The sequence below is a fragment of the Scandinavium sp. genome, from assembly GCF_032012665.1.
In the GTDB taxonomy this organism is placed as follows: Bacteria; Pseudomonadota; Gammaproteobacteria; order Enterobacterales; family Enterobacteriaceae; genus Scandinavium.
In genome coordinates this window covers 17611-37963 of record NZ_DALZVG010000011.1, presented here as the reverse complement: position 1 = coordinate 37963, position 20353 = coordinate 17611, and the positions used below count along the sequence as shown (strand labels likewise).

Below are 20353 nucleotides of genomic sequence, written 5' to 3'. Positions count from 1 at the left end.
TAAAAAACCCGACTATTTGAGCGATGGAAAATTCGCGGAGGGCAAATAATGGCATCAGTACCCCTTTGCCTTTGCCGACCGGGAGTCAGCCTTGCTTTTGTACACGTTTAACGCCATCGACCTGGATTTACGAGGTGCGCAATGAGCGCGACCGCGGCCACGCCACAATCTAAAATGCCAGAGTGGGTCGCTCGCCTGCGCGCTAACCCGAAAATTCCTCTTATGGTTGCCAGCGCTGCCGCAGTGGCAATCATCGTTGCGCTGGTGCTGTGGGCAAAGCAGCCTGACTACCGGACGCTGTTCAGCAATCTGACCGATCAGGACGGCGGCGCCATCGTCACTCAGCTCCAGCAGATGAACATTCCCTATCGCTTTGCCGACAGCGGCGGCGCGATCGAAGTGCCTGCTGACAAAGTCCACGAGCTACGCTTGCGTCTGGCGCAGGCCGGGCTGCCGAAGGGCGGTGCGGTCGGCTTTGAGCTGCTGGATCAGGAAAAATTCGGCATCAGCCAGTTCAGCGAGCAGGTGAACTACCAGCGTGCGCTGGAAGGCGAACTGGCCCGCACTATTGAAACCCTCGGTCCGGTGAAAAGCGCCCGCGTGCATCTCGCGATGCCAAAACCATCGCTGTTCGTGCGTGAGCAAAAACTCCCTTCTGCCTCCGTGACCCTGAACCTTGAGCCTGGCCGCGCGCTGGACGAAGGTCAAATCGCGGCGGTGGTGCATTTGGTTTCCAGCGCCGTGGCAGGCCTGCCGCCGGGTAACGTGACCTTGGTCGATCAGGGTGGCCATCTGCTGACCCAGTCGCAGACCGGCGATCGTGACCTCAACGACGCGCAGCTGAAATACGCCTCCGATGTGGAAGGACGCGTGCAGCGTCGTATCGAATCAATTCTGTCGCCGATTGTTGGCAACGGCAACGTCCATGCGCAGGTCACCGCCCAGATCAACTTCGACAATAAAGAACAGACCGAAGAGCAGTATCGCCCGAACGGCGATACCAGCCAGGCGGTAATGCGTTCGCGTCAGGTGAACGAAAGCGAGCAGGTTGGCAGCCCGAATCCGGGTGGCGTGCCGGGTGCGCTCTCCAACTCCCCTGCTCCGGCGCCGAATGCGCCAATCTCCACGCCACCGGCAAACCAGCAGGCAGGCGCGCAGGGGCAGCAGCGTACGACCAGCACCAATAACCAGAGCGGGCCGCGCAATAGTTCCCGCAACGAAACCACTAACTACGAAGTCGACCGCACCATTCGCCACACCAAAATGAACGTCGGCGACATTCAGCGCCTGTCGGTAGCGGTAGTGGTGAACTACAAGAATCTGCCCGACGGTAAGCCGCTGCCGCTGACCGCCGATCAGATGAAGCAGATTGAAGATCTGACCCGCGAAGCGATGGGCTATAACACGACCCGTGGCGACACCCTGAACGTGGTCAACTCGCCGTTTACCGCGGGTGATGAAACCGGTGGCGAACTGCCGTTCTGGCAGCAGCAGTCGTTTATCGATCAGCTGATGTCCGCCGGACGCTGGCTGCTGATTGCCCTGGTGGCGTGGATCCTGTGGCGCAAAGCGGTTCGTCCGCAGCTGCTGCGCCGCGAAGAGGAAGCCAAAGCCGCGCGCGAAGAAGCGAAGGTCGAGCGTGAAATCGCCGAGGCCGTGCAGGTTAACCTCAGCAAAGATGAACAGCAGCAGAGCCGTCGCGCCAACCAGCGCCTGAGTGCCGAAGTGATGAGTCAGCGTATTCGCGAAATGTCAGACAACGATCCGCGCGTCGTCGCGCTGGTCATTCGCCAGTGGATGAGTAACGACCATGAGTAATTCAGCCCTTAGCGGTACCGATAAAAGCGTCATCCTGCTGATGACCATTGGCGAAGACCGCGCGGCGGAGGTGTTCAAGCATCTCAACACGCGCGAAGTACAGACGCTCAGCGCGGCAATGGCCAACGTGCGCCAGATTTCCAACAAGCAGTTGACCGACGTGCTGGCAGAGTTTGAGCAGGAAGCCGAACAGTACGCGGCGCTGAACGTCAACGCCAACGAATACCTGCGTACCGTGCTGGTGAAAGCGCTGGGTGAAGAGCGCGCGGCAAGCCTGCTGGAAGATATTCTCGAAACCCGCGAAACCACCAGCGGCATCGAAACGCTCAACTTTATGGAGCCGCAGAGCGCCGCCGACCTTATCCGCGACGAGCATCCGCAGATCATCGCCACCATTCTGGTTCACCTTAAGCGCGGCCAGGCGGCGGATATTCTGGCGCTGTTCGACGAACGCCTGCGTCACGACGTGATGCTGCGTATCGCCACCTTCGGCGGCGTGCAGCCGGCGGCGCTGGCGGAGCTGACCGAAGTGCTGAACAACCTGCTCGACGGCCAGAACCTCAAGCGCAGCAAAATGGGCGGCGTGAGAACGGCAGCCGAAATCATCAACCTGATGAAAACTCATCAGGAAGAAGCGGTCATCACCGCCGTGCGCGAATTCGACGGCGAGCTGGCACAAAAGATCATCGACGAGATGTTCCTGTTCGAAAACCTGGTCGAAGTGGACGACCGCAGCATTCAGCGCCTGCTGCAGGAAGTGGATTCCGAATCGCTGCTTATCGCCCTCAAAGGCGCCGAGCATCCGCTGCGCGAGAAATTCCTGCGCAATATGTCGCAGCGTGCGGCGGATATCCTGCGCGACGACCTCGCCAACCGTGGCCCGGTGCGCCTGTCTCAGGTGGAAAACGAGCAGAAAGCGATTCTGCTTATTGTGCGTCGTCTGGCGGAAACCGGCGAGATGGTGATTGGCAGCGGAGACGATACCTATGTCTGATGCCACGCCGTGGAAAGTCTGGTTGCCTGATGACCTGGCCCCGCCGGTACAGGCCTTTGTACCGGAATTTACCGAACACACCGACGGTGAACCGGTAGATGAAATATCAGAAGAACAAAAGCTGCAGCAGCAGCTCGCGCAGATTCAGATGCAGGCTCATGAACAGGGCTATAGCGCCGGTCTGGCCGAAGGACGTGCCGCCGGGCAGTCTCAGGGCTATCAGGAAGGCTTAGCGCAGGGTCTGGAGCAGGGCCAGATGCAGGCTCAGCAGCAGCAGGTGCCTCTGCACGCGCGGATGCAGCAGCTGGTGAGTGAATTTCAGCATACGCTGGACGCGCTCGACAGCGTTATCGCCTCGCGTCTGATGCAGATGGCACTGGAAGCCGCCCGCCAGGTGATCGGCCAGGCGCCGGTTGTCGATAACTCGGCGCTGATCAAACAGATTCAGGCCCTGCTGCAACAGGAACCGCTGTTCAGCGGTAAACCGCAGCTGCGCGTGCATCCGGATGATTTACAGCGCGTGGAAGAGATGGTTGGCGCCACGCTAAACCTGCACGGCTGGCGGCTGCGGGGCGATCCTTCCCTGCATCACGGCGGCTGCAAAGTGTCTGCCGATGAGGGCGATCTTGACGCCAGCGTAGCCACCCGCTGGCAGGAGCTGTGCCGCCTGGCCGCTCCGGGAGTCATCTGATGACCGCCCGTCTGACGCGCTGGCTCACCACGCTCGATAACTTCGAGACAAAAATGGCGCAGCTCCCATCGGTGCGCCGCTACGGACGGCTGACCCGCGCCACCGGGCTGGTGCTGGAGGCCACCGGGCTGCAGCTGCCGCTCGGCGCGACCTGCGTGATTGAGCGTCTGGAAAACGGCGAAGTGCACGAAGTGGAGAGCGAAGTGGTCGGCTTTAACGGTCATCGCCTGTTTCTGATGCCGCTGGAAGAAGTGGAAGGCATTCTGCCCGGTGCTCGTGTCTATGCGCGCAATGCATCCGGCGACGGTTTGCAGAGCGGAAAGCAGCTTCCGCTTGGCCCGGCGCTGCTGGGACGCGTACTCGACGGCGCAGGAAAGCCGCTCGACGGCCTGCCCGCTCCGGACACAACCGAAACCGGCGCGCTGATCACCCAGCCGTTCAACCCCTTGCAGCGAACCCCGATTGAACACGTGCTGGACACTGGTGTGCGTCCCATTAACGCCCTGCTGACCGTGGGACGCGGCCAGCGCATGGGCCTGTTTGCGGGCTCCGGCGTAGGGAAATCGGTACTGCTCGGCATGATGGCGCGCTACACCCAGGCCGATGTGATCGTGGTCGGGCTGATCGGTGAACGTGGCCGTGAAGTAAAAGATTTTATCGAGAACATTCTTGGAGCAGATGGGCGTGCGCGCTCGGTGGTGATCGCCGCCCCGGCGGACGTCTCTCCCCTGCTCCGCATGCAGGGCGCGGCCTATGCCACGCGTATCGCCGAAGATTTTCGCGACCGCGGCCAGCACGTTTTGCTGATCATGGATTCTCTTACCCGTTACGCGATGGCCCAGCGTGAAATCGCGCTCGCCATCGGTGAACCGCCTGCCACCAAAGGTTATCCGCCTTCGGTGTTTGCGAAGCTGCCCGCACTGGTGGAACGCGCCGGGAACGGCATCAGCGGCGGTGGTTCGGTCACCGCCTTTTATACAGTGCTCACCGAGGGCGACGATCAGCAGGATCCGATTGCCGACTCAGCGCGTGCCATTCTCGACGGCCACATTGTGCTGTCCCGCCGTCTGGCGGAAGCGGGCCACTATCCGGCCATCGATATCGAAGCCTCCATCAGCCGCGCCATGACTGCGCTCATCACCGAGAAGCACTACGCGCGGGTGAGAAACTTCAAACAACTGCTCTCAAGCTTCCAGCGCAACCGCGACCTGGTGAGCGTCGGTGCGTACGCAAAGGGCAGCGACCCGATGCTCGACAAGGCCATTGCGCTGTGGCCACAGCTGGAGGGCTTTCTGCAACAGGGTATTTTCGAAAAAGCGGACTGGAATGATTCCCTCCAGGCTCTGGACATCATCTTCCCGGCCGCTTAACAGGAGACCGATATGGCAGAACACGGTGCCTTAGCCACGCTGAAAGAGCTGGCGGAGAAGGAAGTCGACAATGCCGCCCTGCAGTTGGGTGAGATGCGACGCGGCTGCCAGCAGGCAGAAGAGCAGTTGAAGATGCTGATGGATTACCAGCTTGAGTATCAGACCAGCCTGAACGACACCCTGTCCCAGGGGATGGCAAGCCTGCGCTGGCAGAACTACCAGCAGTTTATCCAGACCCTGGAGAAGGCTATCGATCAGCATCGCCAGCAGCTTCTGCAGTGGAACCGCAGAGTCGAACAGGCGCTCAGCGCCTGGCGTGAAAAAAAACAGCGTTTGCAGGCATGGCAGACGCTCCAGGACAGACAGGCCGCCGCCGAGCTGCTGGCGGAAAACCGTCTGGATCAGAAAAAAATGGATGAGTTCGCCCAGCGCGCCACCTTAAGGAAACCCGAATGATTACTCTGCCGAAACTTCTCGTCAGTGACGCCGATATTCCAGGCGCGCAAACCGGCGTCACCGCCGGTGCCGATGCCGGGGACGCTCAGGACTTTTTTGCTCTGCTGGCCGGGGCGATGTCTGGCAAAACCGCGAAAGAGGGCAAGCTGACGCTCGCCGACCTGCAGGCCGCCAGTCAAAAGCTCCCTCAGGGAGAGGCAAAAGCCACGCTAAACCAGCTTCTCACACAGCAGGACGAAGGCGATACGCAGAAAATCGATCTGACCACCCTCACGGATGCTCAATCGGTGCTGAGTGCACTGACGCCGGAAGCCAAAAGCGACGTGGTGAAACAGCTGACCAAAGATCTGCAAAAAGCCGAAGACAAACCGACGCTGAGCGAAGAAGAACTGGCGGGCATCAGCGCACTGATGGCGATGCTGCCGCATACTGCTACGGCTACCACAACAGCCGCACCAGCCGCTTCAGGTGATGCCGTTACCCAGACGGCAGGCGCAGGCGTCAAAGGGTTTGCGGATCTCGCAACTGCGGCAACCGCTGTGGGCAGTACCGCCGGACACGCAGCCGGGAAAGAATTCACCCTCACGCAAACGGGTCATGGGGTGCAGGCCGTTCATACAGAGGATGCCGCCAGCCAGGCCACGCCGCTGGTCGCGTCTGTTGCCGCAAAAGCGGATGCAGACAGTTTCCTTTCTGCCGCAGTGCCTGTGGCGACCGCCGCACCGGCCATCAGCAACGCCACCGCCACGGTCAATACCCACCCGGTGGTGACCGTCAATTCTCAGCTCGGCACACCGGAATGGCAGCAAAACGTCAGCCAGCACATTACGCTGTTTACCCGCCAGGGCCAGCAAACGGCCGAGCTGAAGCTGCACCCGGAGAACCTGGGCCAGGTCAATATCACCCTGAAAATTGACGACAATCAGGCGCAAATCCAGATGGTTTCCCCGCACAGCCACGTGCGTGCGGCACTGGAAGCGGCAATTCCGACCCTGCGCACTCAGCTTGCAGACAACGGCATTCAGCTGTCGCAGAGCAACGTCAGCAGCGAAAGCTTTGCGGGACAGCAACAGCAATCTGCTTTCGGACAATCTTCATCGCAACGTTCTGCTGAAGGTCGGGCAAATCCTTCCGATAACGAAGAGACGCTGAGCGTTCCCGTCAGCCTGCAGGCGCAGGCTCGGGGCAACGGCACAGTTGACACGTTCGCCTAACGCCAGAGGTAGCACGATTATTCCCGTCTTTTCCGCCCTTTGAGCCGGACTTAAGTCGGGATAATCATCGGATAAGCAGTACCCATTAAAGGAAAGCCGTAACAGATGACTGACACCGCGATCGCAAAGAAAAGCAAGCGCTCAATCTGGATCCCGCTGCTGGTGCTGGTGACGCTCGCGGCCTGCGCAACCGCAGGCTATAGCTACTGGCGTCTGCAGCAGCAACCTTCAGCGGAGGCGAAGAAAGAGGCTCCCCCGCCACCTGCCCCGGTATTCTGGGCGCTGGACACCTTCACGGTGAACCTGGGCGACGCCGATCGCGTGCTCTACATTGGTATTACGCTGCGCCTGAAGGACGAGGCGACCCGCACGCGTCTGAACGACTATCTGCCGGAAGTACGCAGCCGCCTGCTGCTGCTGTTCTCCCGTCAGGACGCCGCGAAGCTTGCGACCGACACCGGAAAACAGGATCTGGTGAACGCGATTAAACAGACACTTGCCCCACCGCTGGTCGCGGGTCAGCCGAAGCAGGAAGTGACTGACGTGCTGTATACAGCTTTCATTCTGCGGTAATCCCATGGGCGACAGTATTCTTTCTCAGGCCGAAATTGATGCGCTGCTGAACGGCGACAGCGACAAGAGCGACGAACCTCAGGCGGGCGCATCCGGCGACAGCGACATTCGTCCCTACGATCCCAATACCCAGCGTCGCGTGGTGCGCGAGCGTTTACAGGCGCTGGAAATTATCAACGAGCGTTTTGCGCGCCAGTTCCGTATGGGACTGTTTAACCTGCTGCGTCGCAGCCCGGATATTACCGTCGGGGCAATCCGCATTCAGCCGTATCACGAGTTTGCCCGCAACCTGCCGGTGCCGACCAACCTGAACCTGATCCACCTGAAGCCGCTGCGCGGCACGGGCCTGTTCGTGTTTTCGCCAAGCCTGGTGTTTATTGCCGTCGATAACCTGTTCGGCGGCGATGGACGCTTCCCGACGAAAGTGGAAGGCCGCGAATTCACCCACACCGAGCAGCGCGTCATCAACCGCATGCTGAAGCTGGCGCTGGAAGGCTACAGCGACGCCTGGAAGGCGATTAACCCGCTGGAGGTCGAGTACGTGCGTTCGGAGATGCAGGTGAAATTCACCAACATCACCACCTCGCCGAACGACATCGTGGTGAACACGCCGTTCCATGTGGAAATTGGCAACCTGACCGGCGAGTTCAATATCTGCCTGCCGTTCAGCATGATCGAGCCGCTGCGCGAGCTGCTGGTCAACCCGCCGCTGGAGAACTCCCGCAGTGAAGATCAGAACTGGCGTGAAAACCTGGTTCGCCAGGTTCAGCACTCCGAACTGGAGCTGGTGGCGAACTTCGCCGACATCTCCCTGCGCCTGTCGCAAATATTAAAACTACAGCCCGGCGATGTACTGCCGATCGACAAACCGGATCGCATTATCGCCCACGTGGACGGCGTGCCGGTGCTGACCAGCCAGTACGGCACGATAAACGGACAGTACGCGCTACGCGTTGAGCATTTGATTAACCCGATTTTGAACTCGCTGAACGAGGAACAGCCCAAATGAGTGATATGAATAATCCGTCCGATGGCAACGCTGGCGATATGGACGATCTGTGGGCTGAAGCGTTGGGCGAACAGAAATCCGCTGGCGGCAAAAGCGCCGCCGATGCCGTGTTCCAGCAGTTAGGCGGCGGTGACGTCAGCGGCACATTGCAGGACATCGACCTGATTATGGATATTCCGGTCAAACTGACCGTTGAACTGGGCCGCACTCGTATGACCATCAAAGAGCTGCTGCGCCTGACGCAGGGTTCCGTGGTGTCGCTGGACGGCCTCGCGGGCGAGCCGCTGGATATCCTTATCAACGGCTATCTGATTGCCCAGGGCGAAGTGGTGGTGGTGGCCGATAAATACGGCGTACGCATCACGGATATTATTACGCCGTCTGAGCGTATGCGTCGCCTGAGCCGCTGATATGAAACCCCAGGTCGTCGTTTCACAATCGGCTCCCACAGCAGCGCCCTCTTCCCCGCTGATTGCCGTCAGCGGTGCGCTGCTCGGCATTATTCTGCTGATCCTCGCTGCGGCGTGGCTCGCGAAGCGCTTTGGCTTTAACGGGGTGAAAAATAGCGCCACCAAAGAGCTGAAGGTCAGCGCCAGCGCGGCGCTGGGCCAGCGTGAGCGGGTGGTGATTATCGATGTTGAAGATGCGCGCCTGGTGCTGGGCGTGACCGCAAATCAGGTGTCACTGCTGCATAAGCTGCCGCCGAAAACCGTTGACCCTGAAGCCCCGAATCCTGACGCCCCCGATTTTGCCTCACTGATGAAATCCGTGATTAAGCGTCCAGGGAGACTTTGATGCGCCGTCTGTTATCCCTTTCGCTTGTTACGCTGTTGCTGATCTCCCCGGCAGCGTTCGCCCAGTTGCCAGGGCTGGTGAGCCAGCCGCTGCCAAACGGCGGCCAGAGCTGGTCTCTACCGGTGCAGACGCTGGTATTTATCACCTCGCTGACCTTCCTGCCTGCCATTTTACTGATGATGACCAGCTTCACGCGCATCATCATCGTGTTTGGCCTGTTGCGCAGCGCACTCGGCACCGCCTCCGCACCGCCAAACCAGGTGCTGCTGGGCCTGGCGCTGTTTCTGACGTTTTTCATTATGTCGCCGGTGATCGACAAGATTTATAACGACGCTTATCAGCCGTTCAGCGAAGACAAAATCACGCTTGAGCAGGCCATTGATAAGGGCTCGCAGCCGCTGCGGGAGTTTATGCTGCGCCAGACGCGCGAGGCAGATCTTGCGCTGTTCGCCAGGCTTGCCAATACGCCCCCGATTCAGGGCCCGGAGGCCGTGCCGATGCGTATCCTGCTGCCCGCCTACGTCACCAGCGAGCTGAAAACGGCCTTCCAGATTGGCTTCACCATTTTCATTCCGTTCCTGATTATCGATCTGGTGGTCGCCAGCGTGCTGATGGCGCTGGGGATGATGATGGTCCCCCCGGCCACCATCGCCCTGCCGTTCAAGCTGATGCTGTTCGTGCTGGTTGACGGCTGGCAGCTGCTGGTCGGTTCGCTAGCACAAAGTTTCTACAGTTAAGGAGTGCCGCGATGACCCCTGAATCGGTAATGATGCTCGGCACTGAAGCGATGAAAGTGGCCCTGGCTCTCGCCGCCCCACTGCTGCTGGTGGCGCTGGTTACCGGGCTGCTGATCAGTATTTTGCAGGCCGCGACGCAGATTAACGAAATGACCCTGTCGTTCATTCCGAAAATCATCGCCGTGTTCGTGGCGATGATCGTGGCCGGTCCGTGGATGCTGAACCTGCTGCTCGACTATGTGCGCACGCTGTTTAATAACCTGCCCTATATCATCGGGTAAGCGGGATGTTACACGTCTCAAGCGATCAGTGGCTCCACTGGCTTAGCCTCTATTTCTGGCCGCTTTTGCGCGTGCTGGCGCTGATCATGACGGCGCCGCTCCTGAGTGAAAAATCGGTGCCTAAGCGGGTGAAACTCGGGCTTGGCGTCATCATCACCTTTATCATCGCCCCAACGCTTCCCGCCACTGACGTGACGCTGTTTTCCCCCAACGCGCTGTGGCTGGCGCTGCAACAAATCCTGATTGGCATTGCCCTCGGTTTTACCATGCAGTTTGCCTTTGCAGCGGTGCGCTTCGCGGGTGAAGTGATTGGCCTGCAGATGGGGCTTTCCTTTGCGACTTTCGTTGACCCCGGCAGCCATCTCAGTATGCCGGTGCTGGCCCGCATTATGGATATGCTGGCGATGCTGCTGTTTCTGGTGTTTAACGGCCACCTGTGGCTGATCTCCCTGCTGGTTGACACGTTCCATACGCTGCCCATTGGCGGGCACCCGCTCAACAGCAACGCCTTTATGGCACTGAGCCGGGCGGGAGGGCTCATTTTCCTCAATGGACTGATGCTGGCGCTGCCGATCATCACCCTGCTGTTGACCATCAACCTGGCGCTGGGAATGCTCAACCGCATGGCGCCGCAGCTTTCAGTGTTTGTTATCGGTTTCCCGATTACGCTCACCGTCGGTATTATTTTGATGGCGGCATTAATGCCCTTAATTGCTCCTTTCTGTGAGCATTTATTCAGCGAAATATTCGATCTATTAGCAGATATTATCAGTGAGTTACCAAAGATAAGTTCTCCATAATATAAAAAGGGTTATCCTAAGGATATTCTTAAAACAGACCTGCGAAAACATCTACCAGGATAACTCTGGCGCGGGTTAATTGTTTTTACCCCCCTCACAGTTCATAACATTTACTTTACTTTAAGATGTTTCCTGGCAAATTATACGTAACTTTACGGGATAGTTGTGGTCACCCGATTGTCTTACTTGCTCTTTGCTATGACAGGTATGGCGCGCTCTGACAAATAAAAAACAATCGGGTTATGGGTTAATTATCGTTATGCATTGAGTGAGGGTAACCATGTCAACGATTATTATGGATCTGTGCAGTTACACCCGGCTGGGTTTAACCGGGTATTTGACCAGCCGGGGGATAAAGAAGCGTGATATCGGCGACGTCGACAGCATCAGTGAGCTTGAAGAGGCCTGCGGTGCGCTAAGCCCGTCTGTCGTGTTCATTAATGAAGACTGTTTCATTCACGATCCACAAAACAGTCAGCATATAAAGCAGATCATTAATCAACACCCCAGGACACTGTTTATCGTCTTTATGGCTATTGCCAATATTCATTTCGATGAATATTTGCTGGTCAGAGATAATTTGCTGATCAGTTCGAAATCGATTAAGCCAGAATCCCTGGACGGTATTCTTGCCGATTATCTGCAAAAAATCGGCGAGGATGTTAGTAAGATTAAAATCCCAACATTATCATTAAGCCGGACTGAATCCAGCATGCTGAAAATGTGGATGTCGGGCCAGGGTACGATTCAAATATCCGACCAGATGAATATTAAGGCTAAAACGGTATCATCACATAAAGGTAATATTAAAAAGAAAATAAAAACCCACAATAAGCAGGTTATTTATCATGTTGTCCGATTGACAGATAACGTGACCAGCGGGATCTACGTCAATATGCGATGAATAAAAGTGCAGACGATTCCGTCTGCGCTATTTCATTGCCCGGCCTACAAAACCAGCTTGCCTCGCAGGCTGGCGTAAGGCGTAGCCGCCACCCGGCAAGTGTTTACTGCACATCCCTGCCCCGGCAGAAAGACGCTCAGTCGACTTTTTCGACGAAGATACCGTCGTCGTGGCCGATTTCATTAAAGAACCAGATGCCCATCGGGTAATCTTCCAGCGACACCAGATACATCGTTCCTTCGTTAAACTGCTCTACGGCCAGTACAACGCCCGGCCGACGCGGCCCACCGTCCGTTTTGACCGTGACGCGATCGTTCACCTGCATACGTTCTCTCCTGTCTTTTCCTTTGAGCCAGTGTAGAACAAAACGTCCCCGCTGACAGCGTCTCACGTACCGATGGCTGTTTTTTTCGACGGTCTATACTTAAGGGTGGGTTACTGGATGAGGAGCCTTGAATGAAAACTGTCAAAGAGTATAGCGAGACGGCCAAACGCGAGGTCAATGTGGACGTCGACGCCTTGCTGGACGCTATCAATGAAATCAGCGAGAGCGAGGTCCATCGCGCCGGTGATTCTCCGCATCACGTCAGCATCAACGGGCGTGATTACCATACGTGGCGAGAGCTGGCCGAGGCCTTTGAGCTTGATATTCACGACTTCAGCATTACTGAAGTGAACCGCTGATCGCAATAAAAAAAACCCGGCCATGGCATGGCCGGGTGGAAACAAGCTTTCGCAAGAAGCACTTGAAAATTCGTTACACCAGGAAATCCGATGCGGGGAAAACATTATCCTCAATTTTTCCATCAGACAAGCACCATTCATAAATAATGTGAATGTCTTTAAGATTTTTCCCGCATGAATTTATGTTTAAGGAGCGCGAATGCCCACCCTGCAACAGCCGCTGATCCTCTTTACCGACGTCGAAGGTACTCTGCTTGATATCCATACTCAGGAATGGCAGCCCGCCAGCGACTGGCTACTGCGCCTTAAACAGCAGCAAATCCCCGTTATACTGTGCAGCAGCAAAACGGCGGCTGAGATGATGCTGCTGCAAAAAGAGCTGGGACTGGAAGCGCTGCCGCTGATTGCTGAGAACGGTGCGGTTATTCATCTGGCAGATGAATGGCAGGACGATGAGGCGTTTCCTCGCCTGATCAGCGGATCGCCGCACGAAGAGATCCGGCATGTGCTAAACCAGCTTCGCGACAGCGACGGATATAAGTTCACCACGTTCTCTGACGTCAGCGAACCAACCATCGTCGACTGGACAGGAATGACGCCCCGGCATGCGGCGCTGGCGAAGCTGCATGAGGCTTCAGAAACGCTTATCTGGCGGGACAGTGATGAAAAGATGCTGGAATTCAGCGCCGCGCTTGCCTCACTTGGTCTGCAATTTGTGCAGGGTGCCCGCTTCTGGCACGTACTGGATGAACGCGGTGGCAAAGCGCAGGCGGTAAACTGGCTGCTGCACCGCTATCAGCAGCGGGAAGGCTTTCGGCGGACGTCGATAGGCCTTGGCGACGGACCCAACGACGCATCGCTGCTTGATACCACCGATTATGCCGTGGTCGTCAAAGGGTTGAACCGCGACGGTGTCAGGCTCTCCCGCGATACGCCAGAGCGCGTCTATCATACCAGGGAAAGCGGGCCTGCGGGCTGGCGCGAAGGGCTGGACTACTGGCTAGCACCACCCTGACAGCACACCTGGTTACGCCCGTTCTGCTTGGCCAGATAGAGCCTGCCATCGGCAACGGACTGCAAATGCTCAATATCATAGATCCCTTTTTCATCACTGCTGCTGACGCCAAACGAGGCGCTGATGCGAAGCGTAGTGCCTTTGCCGATGAGCATTTCCCGGTTGTTAATTTTGGCGCGGATGCGTTCGGCCATCGCGCAGGCATCTTTCCGGGAAGCACCCGGCATGACCAGGCAGAACTCTTCTCCGCCAACGCGCCCGGCTAAATCGTCCTTGCGGATCTGCGAGGCAATCGTGCTGGAGACATGGCTCAGCACACGATCGCCAGCCTGGTGACCAAACCGGTCATTGATGCCCTTAAAGTAATCCAGGTCAAGCTGAATCACCGACAGCGACTCGCCGTGCAGCTCACACTCGCGCGCTGCTTTAGCGGCCAGGTCAAACAGCGTGCTGCGGTTGTACAGGCGCGTCAGTCCGTCATGCCACGCCTGCCATTGTAGCGAGCTTTGCAAAGTACTCATGTTGCGGACCATACGACGAATCACAACCCAGGAGATGATGAGCATGGTGGTAAACAGCGCCCAGACCAGGCTCAACGCCACGGAAATAGTGCCGAAATCGCCCCGAATGCCCTCATTCAGAGGGTGAATACGCACCAGCACGCCGTCAAAGTTGCGCATTTTTTCCCAGTTAACGTAACGTGTCGCAAAGCGCATGCCGCCGTGGTTGTCATACTCAAGCGCCCTTGCGAGTTGGGCTTTTTCACTATTACTCAGCGGCTGTGGCGTGGCTTCAACGGAGAGGGAGCTGGCAAGCAAGTTCATTTGCCGATCGTAAAGACGGTATTCGCCTTCCTTTTCACCCTGCATAGCTGTCGACAGCAGGTGCTTCATCTGTGCGAGAGAGAAATCAATCGCCAGCACGCCATGCCAGTAATGCTGATAATCCACCGGGAGCGAGACGGCAATCCGGCGTTTCGGCCCTTCCGGCGTATCCAGCATCCAGCTCACCCAGCGAATGCCGCGATTTGGATTAGTGCGCTCAGACTGATCGACAAACCAGGGGCTGGTCACCAGCGCGTAATACTGCCCAACGACGTCATTGCTGAGCATCGTCGGATTGCTGGCGATAAAAAAACCCGCGCGGGAAACGTAGAGCATCTGCTGCGAGTCGCCTTTAAGCGTGGTGGACAGCCTCAGCAGGTAACCCACCTCCAGCGTGGCGGTCAGTTCGTTGCCGAGCAGCAAACTGTCGCGAGAAAGAATGGTGGTATCGTCGACAAACGCATCGGAGACGCCGTGCACCGGCAACGTGCGCTGGTTGTCGAGCAGAATGGACCACTGATGCTGCGTGCGCTTGCGCTCAAACTCTTCGCCTGCATTATGCAGCACGTCGAACGCCAGCGGCCTTTCAAGCGCCGCCTGCATCCCGTTGCGGTAAAATATCAGCCGCTCAATGCTGACCTGCAGCTGATTGTTAAACTCGTGGGTCACGTTCTCCAGCGAGTTGCGCTGGCTGGAGATGTAGGCATCTTCAAGGACGACCACTTCACGCCAGGTAAGCAGGGTTGAAAACAGCAGGACGACACAAAAACAGACGTTAACCACCCGGTCCGGGCTGGAACGATGGCTGAGTCTCTTTAGCCAGCGCGGATTTTCCACTCGTGATAGGTGGGGCACACAAACTCCCTGAACATGATCTGGGGCGATGACTACAGTTAAAACGCCCGGCTAAGAATACCGGGCGTTGTCACTATGCTTCGTTTTGGGCTCGCCCGTCTCCCGGCATGAGTTCGTCTTCACGGAATGCTTCCCGCTTTACGCCAAACCCATCATACCAACGGCATTCGACCATGCCACTGGCGTACCCGGTGACGACCATACGCGGCCCGCCACTTTTTGGCTTAACTTCATCACTGACCAAAAAGACCATAACTGCCTCCGGTATCAGAGTGAAACTGTTTCACGATAGCCGAAAATAGTCAGGTTTGCGTAGTCGCTGAAAAACTTTTACGTTGCCGAACGCAGCCGCGAGATAAGGTTCACGCCAGCCAGCACAACGGCGCCCACCACGAAACCAAACAGCAGATTGAACAGCGTTGGTGAAAGCATGCCAACGATCCCGCCCTGCCCCGCGGCAAAAGCTTCAACCGCGTGATGTAGCGGCGCGATACCGTGCACCACAATGCCACCACCCACTAAAAACATTGCCAGCGTTCCCACCACGGAAAGCACCTTCATCAGCCACGGCGCCACAAACAGCAGGAATTTGCCAACCGCCTGAGAAAGTGCGCCGCGCTTCTCCACCAGCCAGTAGCCCATGTCGTCAAGCTTCACGATCACACCGACCAGACCGTAAACGCCGATGGTCACGAGAACAGCAATGCCAGAGAGGATCAGAATCTGATTAAGCAGCGGCGCGTCAGCCACGATCCCGAGGGTGATCGCCACAATTTCTGCCGACAGAATAAAATCGGTGCGTACCGCGCCTTTTACTTTGTCGCGCTCGAACGCCTGCGGGTCCTGATTCGCAATAGCTTCCAGACGCTGCTGGCGCGCCTTTGGATCTTCTTTATGCTTGCGTGAGTGTAGCGTATGCAGCACTTTCTCCACGCCCTCAAAGCAGAGGAATGCGCCACCCAGCATTAACAACGGTGTGATAGCCCAGGGCAAAAACGCACTGATGAGCAGCGCCAGCGGCACCAGGATCACTTTGTTAATAAACGACCCTTTCGCCACGCTCCATACCACGGGCAGCTCGCGGTTGGCCCGCACGCCCGTGACCTGCTGTGCGTTTAGCGACAAATCATCCCCGAGCACGCCAGCGGTTTTCTTCGCCGCCAGCTTACCCATCATGGAAATATCATCCAGCAGCGTGGCAATATCATCCAGTAACGTTAAAAGACTGCTTCCGGCCAAAAGGGACTCCTGTGTTTTGTTGTTATTTCTGAGTCTTATAGTATGAAGCAAAAGTCCTTTCCCGCCCATTGGCTCACGCTGTCAATCAAAAAGAGTTCGTCTGGTGCCAATTAAAGCGCTCGCCAGAAGGATAGTTTTCCCGTTAACTATACGCGCCCTTCTTAATTCTCTGTCGCCGTGAGGACTCATGCAGGTCAGACATCTTTTACCGCTCATCGGAGCGCTTTTCGCCCTCTATATCATCTGGGGATCGACCTATTTTGCCATCAGCATTGGCGTAGAGAGCTGGCCGCCGATGATGATGGCCGGCGTGCGCTTCCTTTCTGCGGGCGTGCTGCTGATGGGCTACCTGCTATTGACCGGGCATAAGCTGCCAGCCCGCCGTCCCTTGCTGAACGCCGCCCTGATTGGCGTACTGCTGCTGGCGATTGGCAACGGTTTTGTCACTATCGCTGAACATCAGCGCGTTGCCTCCGGCATTGCCGCCGTCGTGGTGGCGACCGTACCGCTTTTTGCCCTGTGCTTCAGCCGCCTGTTTGGCATCACCACCCGCAAGCTTGAGTGGCTCGGCGTGGCGATTGGGCTTGCGGGGATTGTGCTACTGAACAGCGGCGGCAACCTCAGCGGCAATCCGTGGGGGGCAGTGCTGATTCTGATAGGCTCTCTGAGCTGGGCGTTTGGCTCGGTTTACGGCTCGCGTATTGAATTGCCAACCGGGATGATGGCGGGTGCGATTGAAATGTTAGCGGCAGGCATCGTGCTGATGTGCGGCTCGTGGCTGACCGGGGAAAAGTTGACGCAGATGCCGACGCTCTCCGGCTTCCTGGCGGTGGGCTATCTGGCTGTTTTTGGTTCACTGATTGCCATTAACGCCTACATGTATCTGATTCGCAATGTTTCACCGGCAGTGGCCACCAGCTATGCCTACGTCAACCCGGTGGTTGCGGTGCTGCTCGGCACCAGCTTCGGCGGAGAGTCGCTTTCTTCTGTTGAATGGCTGGCGCTGGGGATAATCATCTTCGCCGTGGTGCTCGTCACGCTCGGCAAAACGCTGTTCCCGGTAAGGGCTACCGTGAAGTCGTGCGAGGCGGAGAAGTAACGGACAGCGGCGCAATGCCCTGAGTGTCGATCTGCGCGCTGTCGGTGCCGGCGCAGATCCACTCCTCCAGCCGCTCCCTGAGCGCCACATCGCTGAGCTTTTGTTTCCCCCGCAGAGCGCATTCCCAGACGACCATCACCCGCCAGCCCTGCGCTTCCAGCTGTGCAATATCCCGCGCGTCGCGTTCAACATTTTTACCAATTTTGTTCAGCCAGAATGCCGTGCGGGTTTCGGGCACTTTAAATAAATAGCAGTCGTGATGATGCCAGAAACAGCCGTGAGTAAAGAGGATGCAGCGGTACGCCTCCAGCACAAAATCAGGTTTTCCCGGCAGCGTGGCATCCTGCACGGTGAAAGGAAAACCTGCGTCATTCAGTAATGTGGCGAGACGTTTTTCAATAGCGGTATTCTGCGTGCCGATAGCACGCATATTTTTACTGCGCGTGGCCGGACTATGAACGTCCGCCATCGGCTTTTTCATTAGTGCGGCATGCCACCGCCTGGAGAATACGGGACTTCAGCAGCTTCGCGACGGCCGCAAAGGCCGGAACCACTACGGAGTTGCCGAACTGACGGTAGGCCTGGGTGTCTGACACCGGAATCCGGAACTGATAGCCCTGCGGCGATTCGAAGCCCATCAGTCTTGCGCATTCGCGAGGGGTTAAGCGGCGCGGGCGGCGCTGCTGATTCTGCGGATCGTCAAAGTCTTTCTCACCGAGCGCTTTGTCCCAGCCGCGATCGACCAGGATCTCCGCGCCGTCTTTGTAATAGCGGGCAGAGAGCGTTCGCGCCACGCTACTGGCCCGTGTCGGGTCAACCAGCCCATAGCCAAAGCCGTTGCCGCGTGCCTGATGTTTTTTGGCGTAGCGGTAGAGATACTTCCACAGCACCGGCGTCAGAATAAATTTCGCATCGACGCCAGGCTCCAGCAGTTCGCCGAACGTCGGGCGACGCTCAGGATAAAGCGCAGGCAGATCGCGCAGGGTAAAGCCCTGCTGAAGATTCAGATCGCGGCGGAACCCCACCAGCACGATACGTTCCCGGTGCTGGGGCAGGAAGTGCTGTCCGTCGATGATTTTTGGATCGTCCGCGCCCATCTCCGCGGAGTCGGCAATGTCGTAGCCGAGTGCGTCCAGCGTCTGCATGATGATGCGGAAGGTTTTCCCGCCGTCGTGGCTTTTCAGGTTCTTGACGTTTTCCAGCACGAATATGGCCGGGCGACAGGCGTCAATGATGCGCGCCACGTCGAAAAACAGCGTGCCCTGCGTATCACAGGCAAAGCCATGCGCGCGGCCCAGCGCATTTTTCTTCGACACGCCAGCCAACGAAAACGGCTGACACGGGAAGCCCGCGAGCAGCACGTCATGCTGAGGGATGATAGTGCGAATATGCGTAGCAGCCTCGCCGTCGCTGACGTCCGGTTTATTGCTGAGGGTCACATCGCGAATATCTTCATTAAACTGATGTTCTACCGGATCGCAGTACCAGTTGGCTTTGTAGGTCCGAACCGCGTGCTTGTTCCATTCGCTGGTAAAAACGCACTTTCCGCCGATGGCTTCAAAACCATGGCGGATGCCACCTATTCCGGCAAAGAGATCGATAAAGCGAAACTGCTCCGGCTGGCCTGACGGCTGAGGTAAGAGTGCCGCAAGCCTTGCAAACTCACGCTCGCCCAGACGACGGTTGATTTTCCCGTTCTCCGCGGCGCGTTTGAGAATAGCCGGGCTCCAGTGCTGTTCGCCAACGGCGTTGAGCGTGGCAACCAGCGTCTTCACGTCGTAAATGGTGAGCAGTTGGGTAACTAAAGCCTGTGCGTCTGGCCCGGAAAATTCCGCGTCCTGCGCTGGGAGAGTGCGAGTAAGTATGTGCTGCATATCAGTAACCGGGGCAGACTATTTTCTCTGAGAGTAACACAGTTTCCCGATCCCGGCTCAGGCTGGCGGCGCAAAACGCGCCAGAATCGCCCGATCGTACTCCAGATAATCGCCCTGCAGTTCAGCGCTGATTTTTGCCATAAACTCGACCAGATAGCGGGCATTGTGATTTGCCAGCGCTTTCCCCTTCACCGTTTGCATTGTGACAGGCAGGCCAAGAAGCTTATTCTGGAAGTGATCGAGGGCATAACGCTTATCGTTTAGCGGGCGCGAATCCGCAAAAGGATCGTCGGCGTTGAACAACGAAAAATTGAGTTTTCCCGCCACCGCAAACACGCGGGCGAGCCCAATCGCGCCTAATGATTCCAGCCGATCGGCATCCTGAACGATCTTCGCTTCCAGCGTTTCAGGGGGTATATTTGCGCTGTGGCTGTGTGCTTCGATGGCGTGCATTACCGCGGGGAGAAGCGATTCCGGGAAGTCAGGAAAATCTTCATGCAGAATCGTCTGCGTTTTTTGGGCCGCCAGGCGTGAAGAGCTGCTGCGCTCCGGGTGATTTTTCGGCAGGCTGACGATGTCATGGAAATAGCAGGCGGTGAGAATCACAAGCTCGTCGACATCGTCATCGACGGACAAGCGTTGGGCCGTGGCCCAAACGCGGCGAAAGTGAGAAATATCATGTGCCGCATCATCATCCATGTGGTGCGCCATCAACCACTCTTCAAAACGCTGTTGCCAGGAGTGCACGGGGATTCGCCTCTCTACATTATCGGAACGAAGAGGCGAGCATAGCAGCTTTTTGTGTCAGCTTCCCGATGGCTCAGAACGACGGGGTCGGGTGTACCAGGCGATTCCACCGAGGATAGCTCCCACCACGCTCAGCACCAGAAAACCGAACAGCGCGCCCAGCCATTTCCCCATGGTCAAACCGAGCTCCCCTTCAGGCATGGCACCGGGATTGGGATCGATCTGACTGACCACCCAGAAGTAGCGCAGCATAGCCCAGATAAAATAGCCACAAAACGCATAAAAAACCCACAGCGCCAGCATACCGCCGGGACCACGCGAAGCTCTTTCTTCCATTAAGAGAAGCCCTTCCTTTTCACAGAGAAATGTTTCAT

25 protein-coding genes are annotated in these 20353 nt (G+C 57.3%); 17 read left to right on the top strand and 8 right to left on the bottom strand.

What is annotated here, in order from left to right; genetic code table 11:
- The first annotated feature begins 141 nt into the window (after positions 1–141).
- From fliF to rcsA, 14 genes are all read left to right on the top strand, one after another.
- Positions 142–1818 (top strand): flagellar basal-body MS-ring/collar protein FliF, encoded by a 1677-nt coding sequence (gene fliF / locus RTU33_RS11190; RefSeq protein ID WP_312627365.1) that lies wholly within the window; start codon positions 142–144, stop codon positions 1816–1818.
- Complete coding sequence (gene fliG / locus RTU33_RS11185; protein ID WP_312627364.1) at positions 1811–2812, top strand: flagellar motor switch protein FliG; 1002 nt, start codon at positions 1811–1813, stop codon at positions 2810–2812. The genes fliF and fliG overlap by 8 nt, the downstream gene beginning before the upstream one ends.
- Entirely contained in the window at positions 2805–3503 is a 699-nt protein-coding gene (gene fliH / locus RTU33_RS11180; RefSeq protein WP_312627362.1) for a flagellar assembly protein FliH, read from the top strand. The genes fliG and fliH overlap by 8 nt, the downstream gene beginning before the upstream one ends.
- Positions 3503–4873 (top strand): flagellar protein export ATPase FliI, encoded by a 1371-nt coding sequence (gene fliI / locus RTU33_RS11175; RefSeq protein WP_312627361.1) that lies wholly within the window; start codon positions 3503–3505, stop codon positions 4871–4873. Before fliH ends, fliI begins: the two co-directional genes overlap by 1 nt.
- Positions 4874–4885: 12 nt before the next feature.
- The gene (fliJ, locus tag RTU33_RS11170; protein WP_312627360.1) at positions 4886–5329 is read left to right on the top strand and encodes a flagellar export protein FliJ; all 444 of its coding nucleotides are present in this window, start codon (positions 4886–4888) and stop codon (positions 5327–5329) included.
- A complete protein-coding gene (fliK, locus tag RTU33_RS11165; protein WP_312627358.1) occupies positions 5326–6543 on the top strand; it encodes a flagellar hook length control protein FliK in 1218 nt (405 codons plus the stop codon). Before fliJ ends, fliK begins: the two co-directional genes overlap by 4 nt.
- 105 nt (positions 6544–6648) lie before the next feature.
- A complete protein-coding gene (gene fliL / locus RTU33_RS11160) occupies positions 6649–7116 on the top strand; it encodes a flagellar basal body-associated protein FliL (protein WP_312627357.1) in 468 nt (155 codons plus the stop codon).
- Positions 7117–7120: 4 nt separating this feature from the next.
- A complete protein-coding gene (gene fliM / locus RTU33_RS11155) occupies positions 7121–8125 on the top strand; it encodes a flagellar motor switch protein FliM (RefSeq protein WP_312627355.1) in 1005 nt (334 codons plus the stop codon).
- On the top strand, positions 8122–8535 hold the full coding sequence (gene fliN / locus RTU33_RS11150) for a flagellar motor switch protein FliN (RefSeq protein WP_312627353.1): 414 nt from the start codon (positions 8122–8124) through the stop codon (positions 8533–8535). Before fliM ends, fliN begins: the two co-directional genes overlap by 4 nt.
- 1 nt (position 8536) lies before the next feature.
- Positions 8537–8920, top strand: coding sequence for a flagellar biosynthetic protein FliO (fliO, locus tag RTU33_RS11145; RefSeq protein WP_312627351.1), 384 nt, complete (start codon positions 8537–8539; stop codon positions 8918–8920).
- Positions 8920–9657, top strand: coding sequence for a flagellar type III secretion system pore protein FliP (gene fliP, locus RTU33_RS11140; protein ID WP_312627349.1), 738 nt, complete (start codon positions 8920–8922; stop codon positions 9655–9657). Before fliO ends, fliP begins: the two co-directional genes overlap by 1 nt.
- Positions 9658–9668: 11 nt before the next feature.
- A complete protein-coding gene (gene fliQ, locus RTU33_RS11135) occupies positions 9669–9938 on the top strand; it encodes a flagellar biosynthesis protein FliQ (protein WP_312627348.1) in 270 nt (89 codons plus the stop codon).
- A gap of 5 nt (positions 9939–9943) precedes the next feature.
- Complete coding sequence (gene fliR / locus RTU33_RS11130; protein WP_312627347.1) at positions 9944–10738, top strand: flagellar biosynthetic protein FliR; 795 nt, start codon at positions 9944–9946, stop codon at positions 10736–10738.
- A 280-nt stretch (positions 10739–11018) separates the two neighbouring features.
- Positions 11019–11642, top strand: a complete 624-nt coding sequence (gene rcsA / locus RTU33_RS11125) for a transcriptional regulator RcsA (protein ID WP_312627346.1) — start codon at positions 11019–11021, stop codon at positions 11640–11642.
- Between the two features lie 136 nt (positions 11643–11778).
- Here the strand turns inward: rcsA and dsrB are convergent, their stop codons facing one another.
- Positions 11779–11967, bottom strand: a complete 189-nt coding sequence (dsrB, locus tag RTU33_RS11120) for a protein DsrB (protein ID WP_312627345.1) — start codon at positions 11965–11967, stop codon at positions 11779–11781.
- Between the two features lie 131 nt (positions 11968–12098).
- Between dsrB and yodD the strand changes: the two genes are divergently transcribed.
- Together yodD and RTU33_RS11110 are read left to right on the top strand one after the other, a co-directional pair.
- Positions 12099–12326 (top strand): YodD family peroxide/acid resistance protein, encoded by a 228-nt coding sequence (yodD, locus tag RTU33_RS11115; protein ID WP_312627344.1) that lies wholly within the window; start codon positions 12099–12101, stop codon positions 12324–12326.
- Between the two features lie 199 nt (positions 12327–12525).
- Positions 12526–13341 carry a mannosyl-3-phosphoglycerate phosphatase-related protein gene (locus tag RTU33_RS11110; RefSeq protein ID WP_312627343.1) on the top strand — a complete coding sequence of 272 codons (816 nt, stop codon included), beginning with the start codon at positions 12526–12528 and terminating at the stop codon, positions 13339–13341.
- Here RTU33_RS11110 and dgcQ read toward each other — a convergent pair.
- The 3 genes from dgcQ to RTU33_RS11095 all read right to left on the bottom strand — a co-directional run bounded on the left by dgcQ (position 13320) and on the right by RTU33_RS11095 (position 16259).
- Complete coding sequence (dgcQ, locus tag RTU33_RS11105; RefSeq protein ID WP_312627342.1) at positions 13320–15020, bottom strand: cellulose biosynthesis regulator diguanylate cyclase DgcQ; 1701 nt, start codon at positions 15018–15020, stop codon at positions 13320–13322. The two genes, RTU33_RS11110 and dgcQ, sit on opposite strands and share 22 nt — an antisense overlap.
- 73 nt (positions 15021–15093) lie before the next feature.
- A complete protein-coding gene (locus tag RTU33_RS11100) occupies positions 15094–15273 on the bottom strand; it encodes a DUF2158 domain-containing protein (RefSeq protein WP_312627341.1) in 180 nt (59 codons plus the stop codon).
- A 77-nt stretch (positions 15274–15350) separates the two neighbouring features.
- On the bottom strand, positions 15351–16259 hold the full coding sequence (locus tag RTU33_RS11095) for a DUF808 domain-containing protein (RefSeq protein ID WP_312627339.1): 909 nt from the start codon (positions 16257–16259) through the stop codon (positions 15351–15353).
- A 187-nt stretch (positions 16260–16446) separates the two neighbouring features.
- On the opposite strand from RTU33_RS11095, the gene yedA reads away from it, so the two are divergent.
- A complete protein-coding gene (gene yedA, locus RTU33_RS11090) occupies positions 16447–17358 on the top strand; it encodes a drug/metabolite exporter YedA (RefSeq protein ID WP_312627337.1) in 912 nt (303 codons plus the stop codon).
- Here the strand turns inward: yedA and RTU33_RS11085 are convergent.
- The 4 genes from RTU33_RS11085 to drpB are packed head-to-tail and all read right to left on the bottom strand — an operon-like array spanning position 17327 to position 20315.
- Entirely contained in the window at positions 17327–17827 is a 501-nt protein-coding gene (locus tag RTU33_RS11085; RefSeq protein ID WP_312627335.1) for a very short patch repair endonuclease, read from the bottom strand. The two genes, yedA and RTU33_RS11085, sit on opposite strands and share 32 nt — an antisense overlap.
- Entirely contained in the window at positions 17811–19232 is a 1422-nt protein-coding gene (locus tag RTU33_RS11080; RefSeq protein ID WP_312627334.1) for a DNA cytosine methyltransferase, read from the bottom strand. Before RTU33_RS11080 ends, RTU33_RS11085 begins: the two co-directional genes overlap by 17 nt.
- A gap of 57 nt (positions 19233–19289) precedes the next feature.
- Positions 19290–19985: a phosphohydrolase gene (locus RTU33_RS11075; RefSeq protein ID WP_312627482.1), complete on the bottom strand. Its 696-nt coding sequence runs from the start codon at positions 19983–19985 to the stop codon at positions 19290–19292.
- A 51-nt stretch (positions 19986–20036) separates the two neighbouring features.
- A complete protein-coding gene (gene drpB, locus RTU33_RS11070; RefSeq protein ID WP_312627333.1) occupies positions 20037–20315 on the bottom strand; it encodes a cell division protein DrpB in 279 nt (92 codons plus the stop codon).
- Positions 20316–20353 lie beyond the last annotated feature (38 nt).

Excerpts from the sequence above, each read along its gene's own strand:
- fliL (WP_312627357.1), top strand. The coding sequence starts at position 6,649 with ATGACTGACACCGCGATCGCAAAGAAAAGCAAGCGCTCAATCTGGATC.
- fliO (WP_312627351.1), top strand. The coding sequence starts at position 8,537 with ATGAAACCCCAGGTCGTCGTTTCACAATCGGCTCCCACAGCAGCGCCC.
- drpB (WP_312627333.1), bottom strand. The coding sequence starts at position 20,315 with ATGGAAGAAAGAGCTTCGCGTGGTCCCGGCGGTATGCTGGCGCTGTGG.
- fliK (WP_312627358.1), top strand. The coding sequence starts at position 5,326 with ATGATTACTCTGCCGAAACTTCTCGTCAGTGACGCCGATATTCCAGGC.
- yodD (WP_312627344.1), top strand. The coding sequence starts at position 12,099 with ATGAAAACTGTCAAAGAGTATAGCGAGACGGCCAAACGCGAGGTCAAT.
- fliM (WP_312627355.1), top strand. The coding sequence starts at position 7,121 with ATGGGCGACAGTATTCTTTCTCAGGCCGAAATTGATGCGCTGCTGAAC.
- fliR (WP_312627347.1), top strand. The coding sequence starts at position 9,944 with ATGTTACACGTCTCAAGCGATCAGTGGCTCCACTGGCTTAGCCTCTAT.
- fliI (WP_312627361.1), top strand. The coding sequence starts at position 3,503 with ATGACCGCCCGTCTGACGCGCTGGCTCACCACGCTCGATAACTTCGAG.
- RTU33_RS11110 (WP_312627343.1), top strand. The coding sequence starts at position 12,526 with ATGCCCACCCTGCAACAGCCGCTGATCCTCTTTACCGACGTCGAAGGT.
- fliQ (WP_312627348.1), top strand. The coding sequence starts at position 9,669 with ATGACCCCTGAATCGGTAATGATGCTCGGCACTGAAGCGATGAAAGTG.
- fliN (WP_312627353.1), top strand. The coding sequence starts at position 8,122 with ATGAGTGATATGAATAATCCGTCCGATGGCAACGCTGGCGATATGGAC.
- fliP (WP_312627349.1), top strand. The coding sequence starts at position 8,920 with ATGCGCCGTCTGTTATCCCTTTCGCTTGTTACGCTGTTGCTGATCTCC.
- fliG (WP_312627364.1), top strand. The coding sequence starts at position 1,811 with ATGAGTAATTCAGCCCTTAGCGGTACCGATAAAAGCGTCATCCTGCTG.
- RTU33_RS11085 (WP_312627335.1), bottom strand. The coding sequence starts at position 17,827 with ATGGCGGACGTTCATAGTCCGGCCACGCGCAGTAAAAATATGCGTGCT.
- RTU33_RS11100 (WP_312627341.1), bottom strand. The coding sequence starts at position 15,273 with ATGGTCTTTTTGGTCAGTGATGAAGTTAAGCCAAAAAGTGGCGGGCCG.
- fliH (WP_312627362.1), top strand. The coding sequence starts at position 2,805 with ATGTCTGATGCCACGCCGTGGAAAGTCTGGTTGCCTGATGACCTGGCC.
- dsrB (WP_312627345.1), bottom strand. The coding sequence starts at position 11,967 with ATGCAGGTGAACGATCGCGTCACGGTCAAAACGGACGGTGGGCCGCGT.
- fliF (WP_312627365.1), top strand. The coding sequence starts at position 142 with ATGAGCGCGACCGCGGCCACGCCACAATCTAAAATGCCAGAGTGGGTC.
- RTU33_RS11080 (WP_312627334.1), bottom strand. The coding sequence starts at position 19,232 with ATGCAGCACATACTTACTCGCACTCTCCCAGCGCAGGACGCGGAATTT.
- yedA (WP_312627337.1), top strand. The coding sequence starts at position 16,447 with ATGCAGGTCAGACATCTTTTACCGCTCATCGGAGCGCTTTTCGCCCTC.
- rcsA (WP_312627346.1), top strand. The coding sequence starts at position 11,019 with ATGTCAACGATTATTATGGATCTGTGCAGTTACACCCGGCTGGGTTTA.
- fliJ (WP_312627360.1), top strand. The coding sequence starts at position 4,886 with ATGGCAGAACACGGTGCCTTAGCCACGCTGAAAGAGCTGGCGGAGAAG.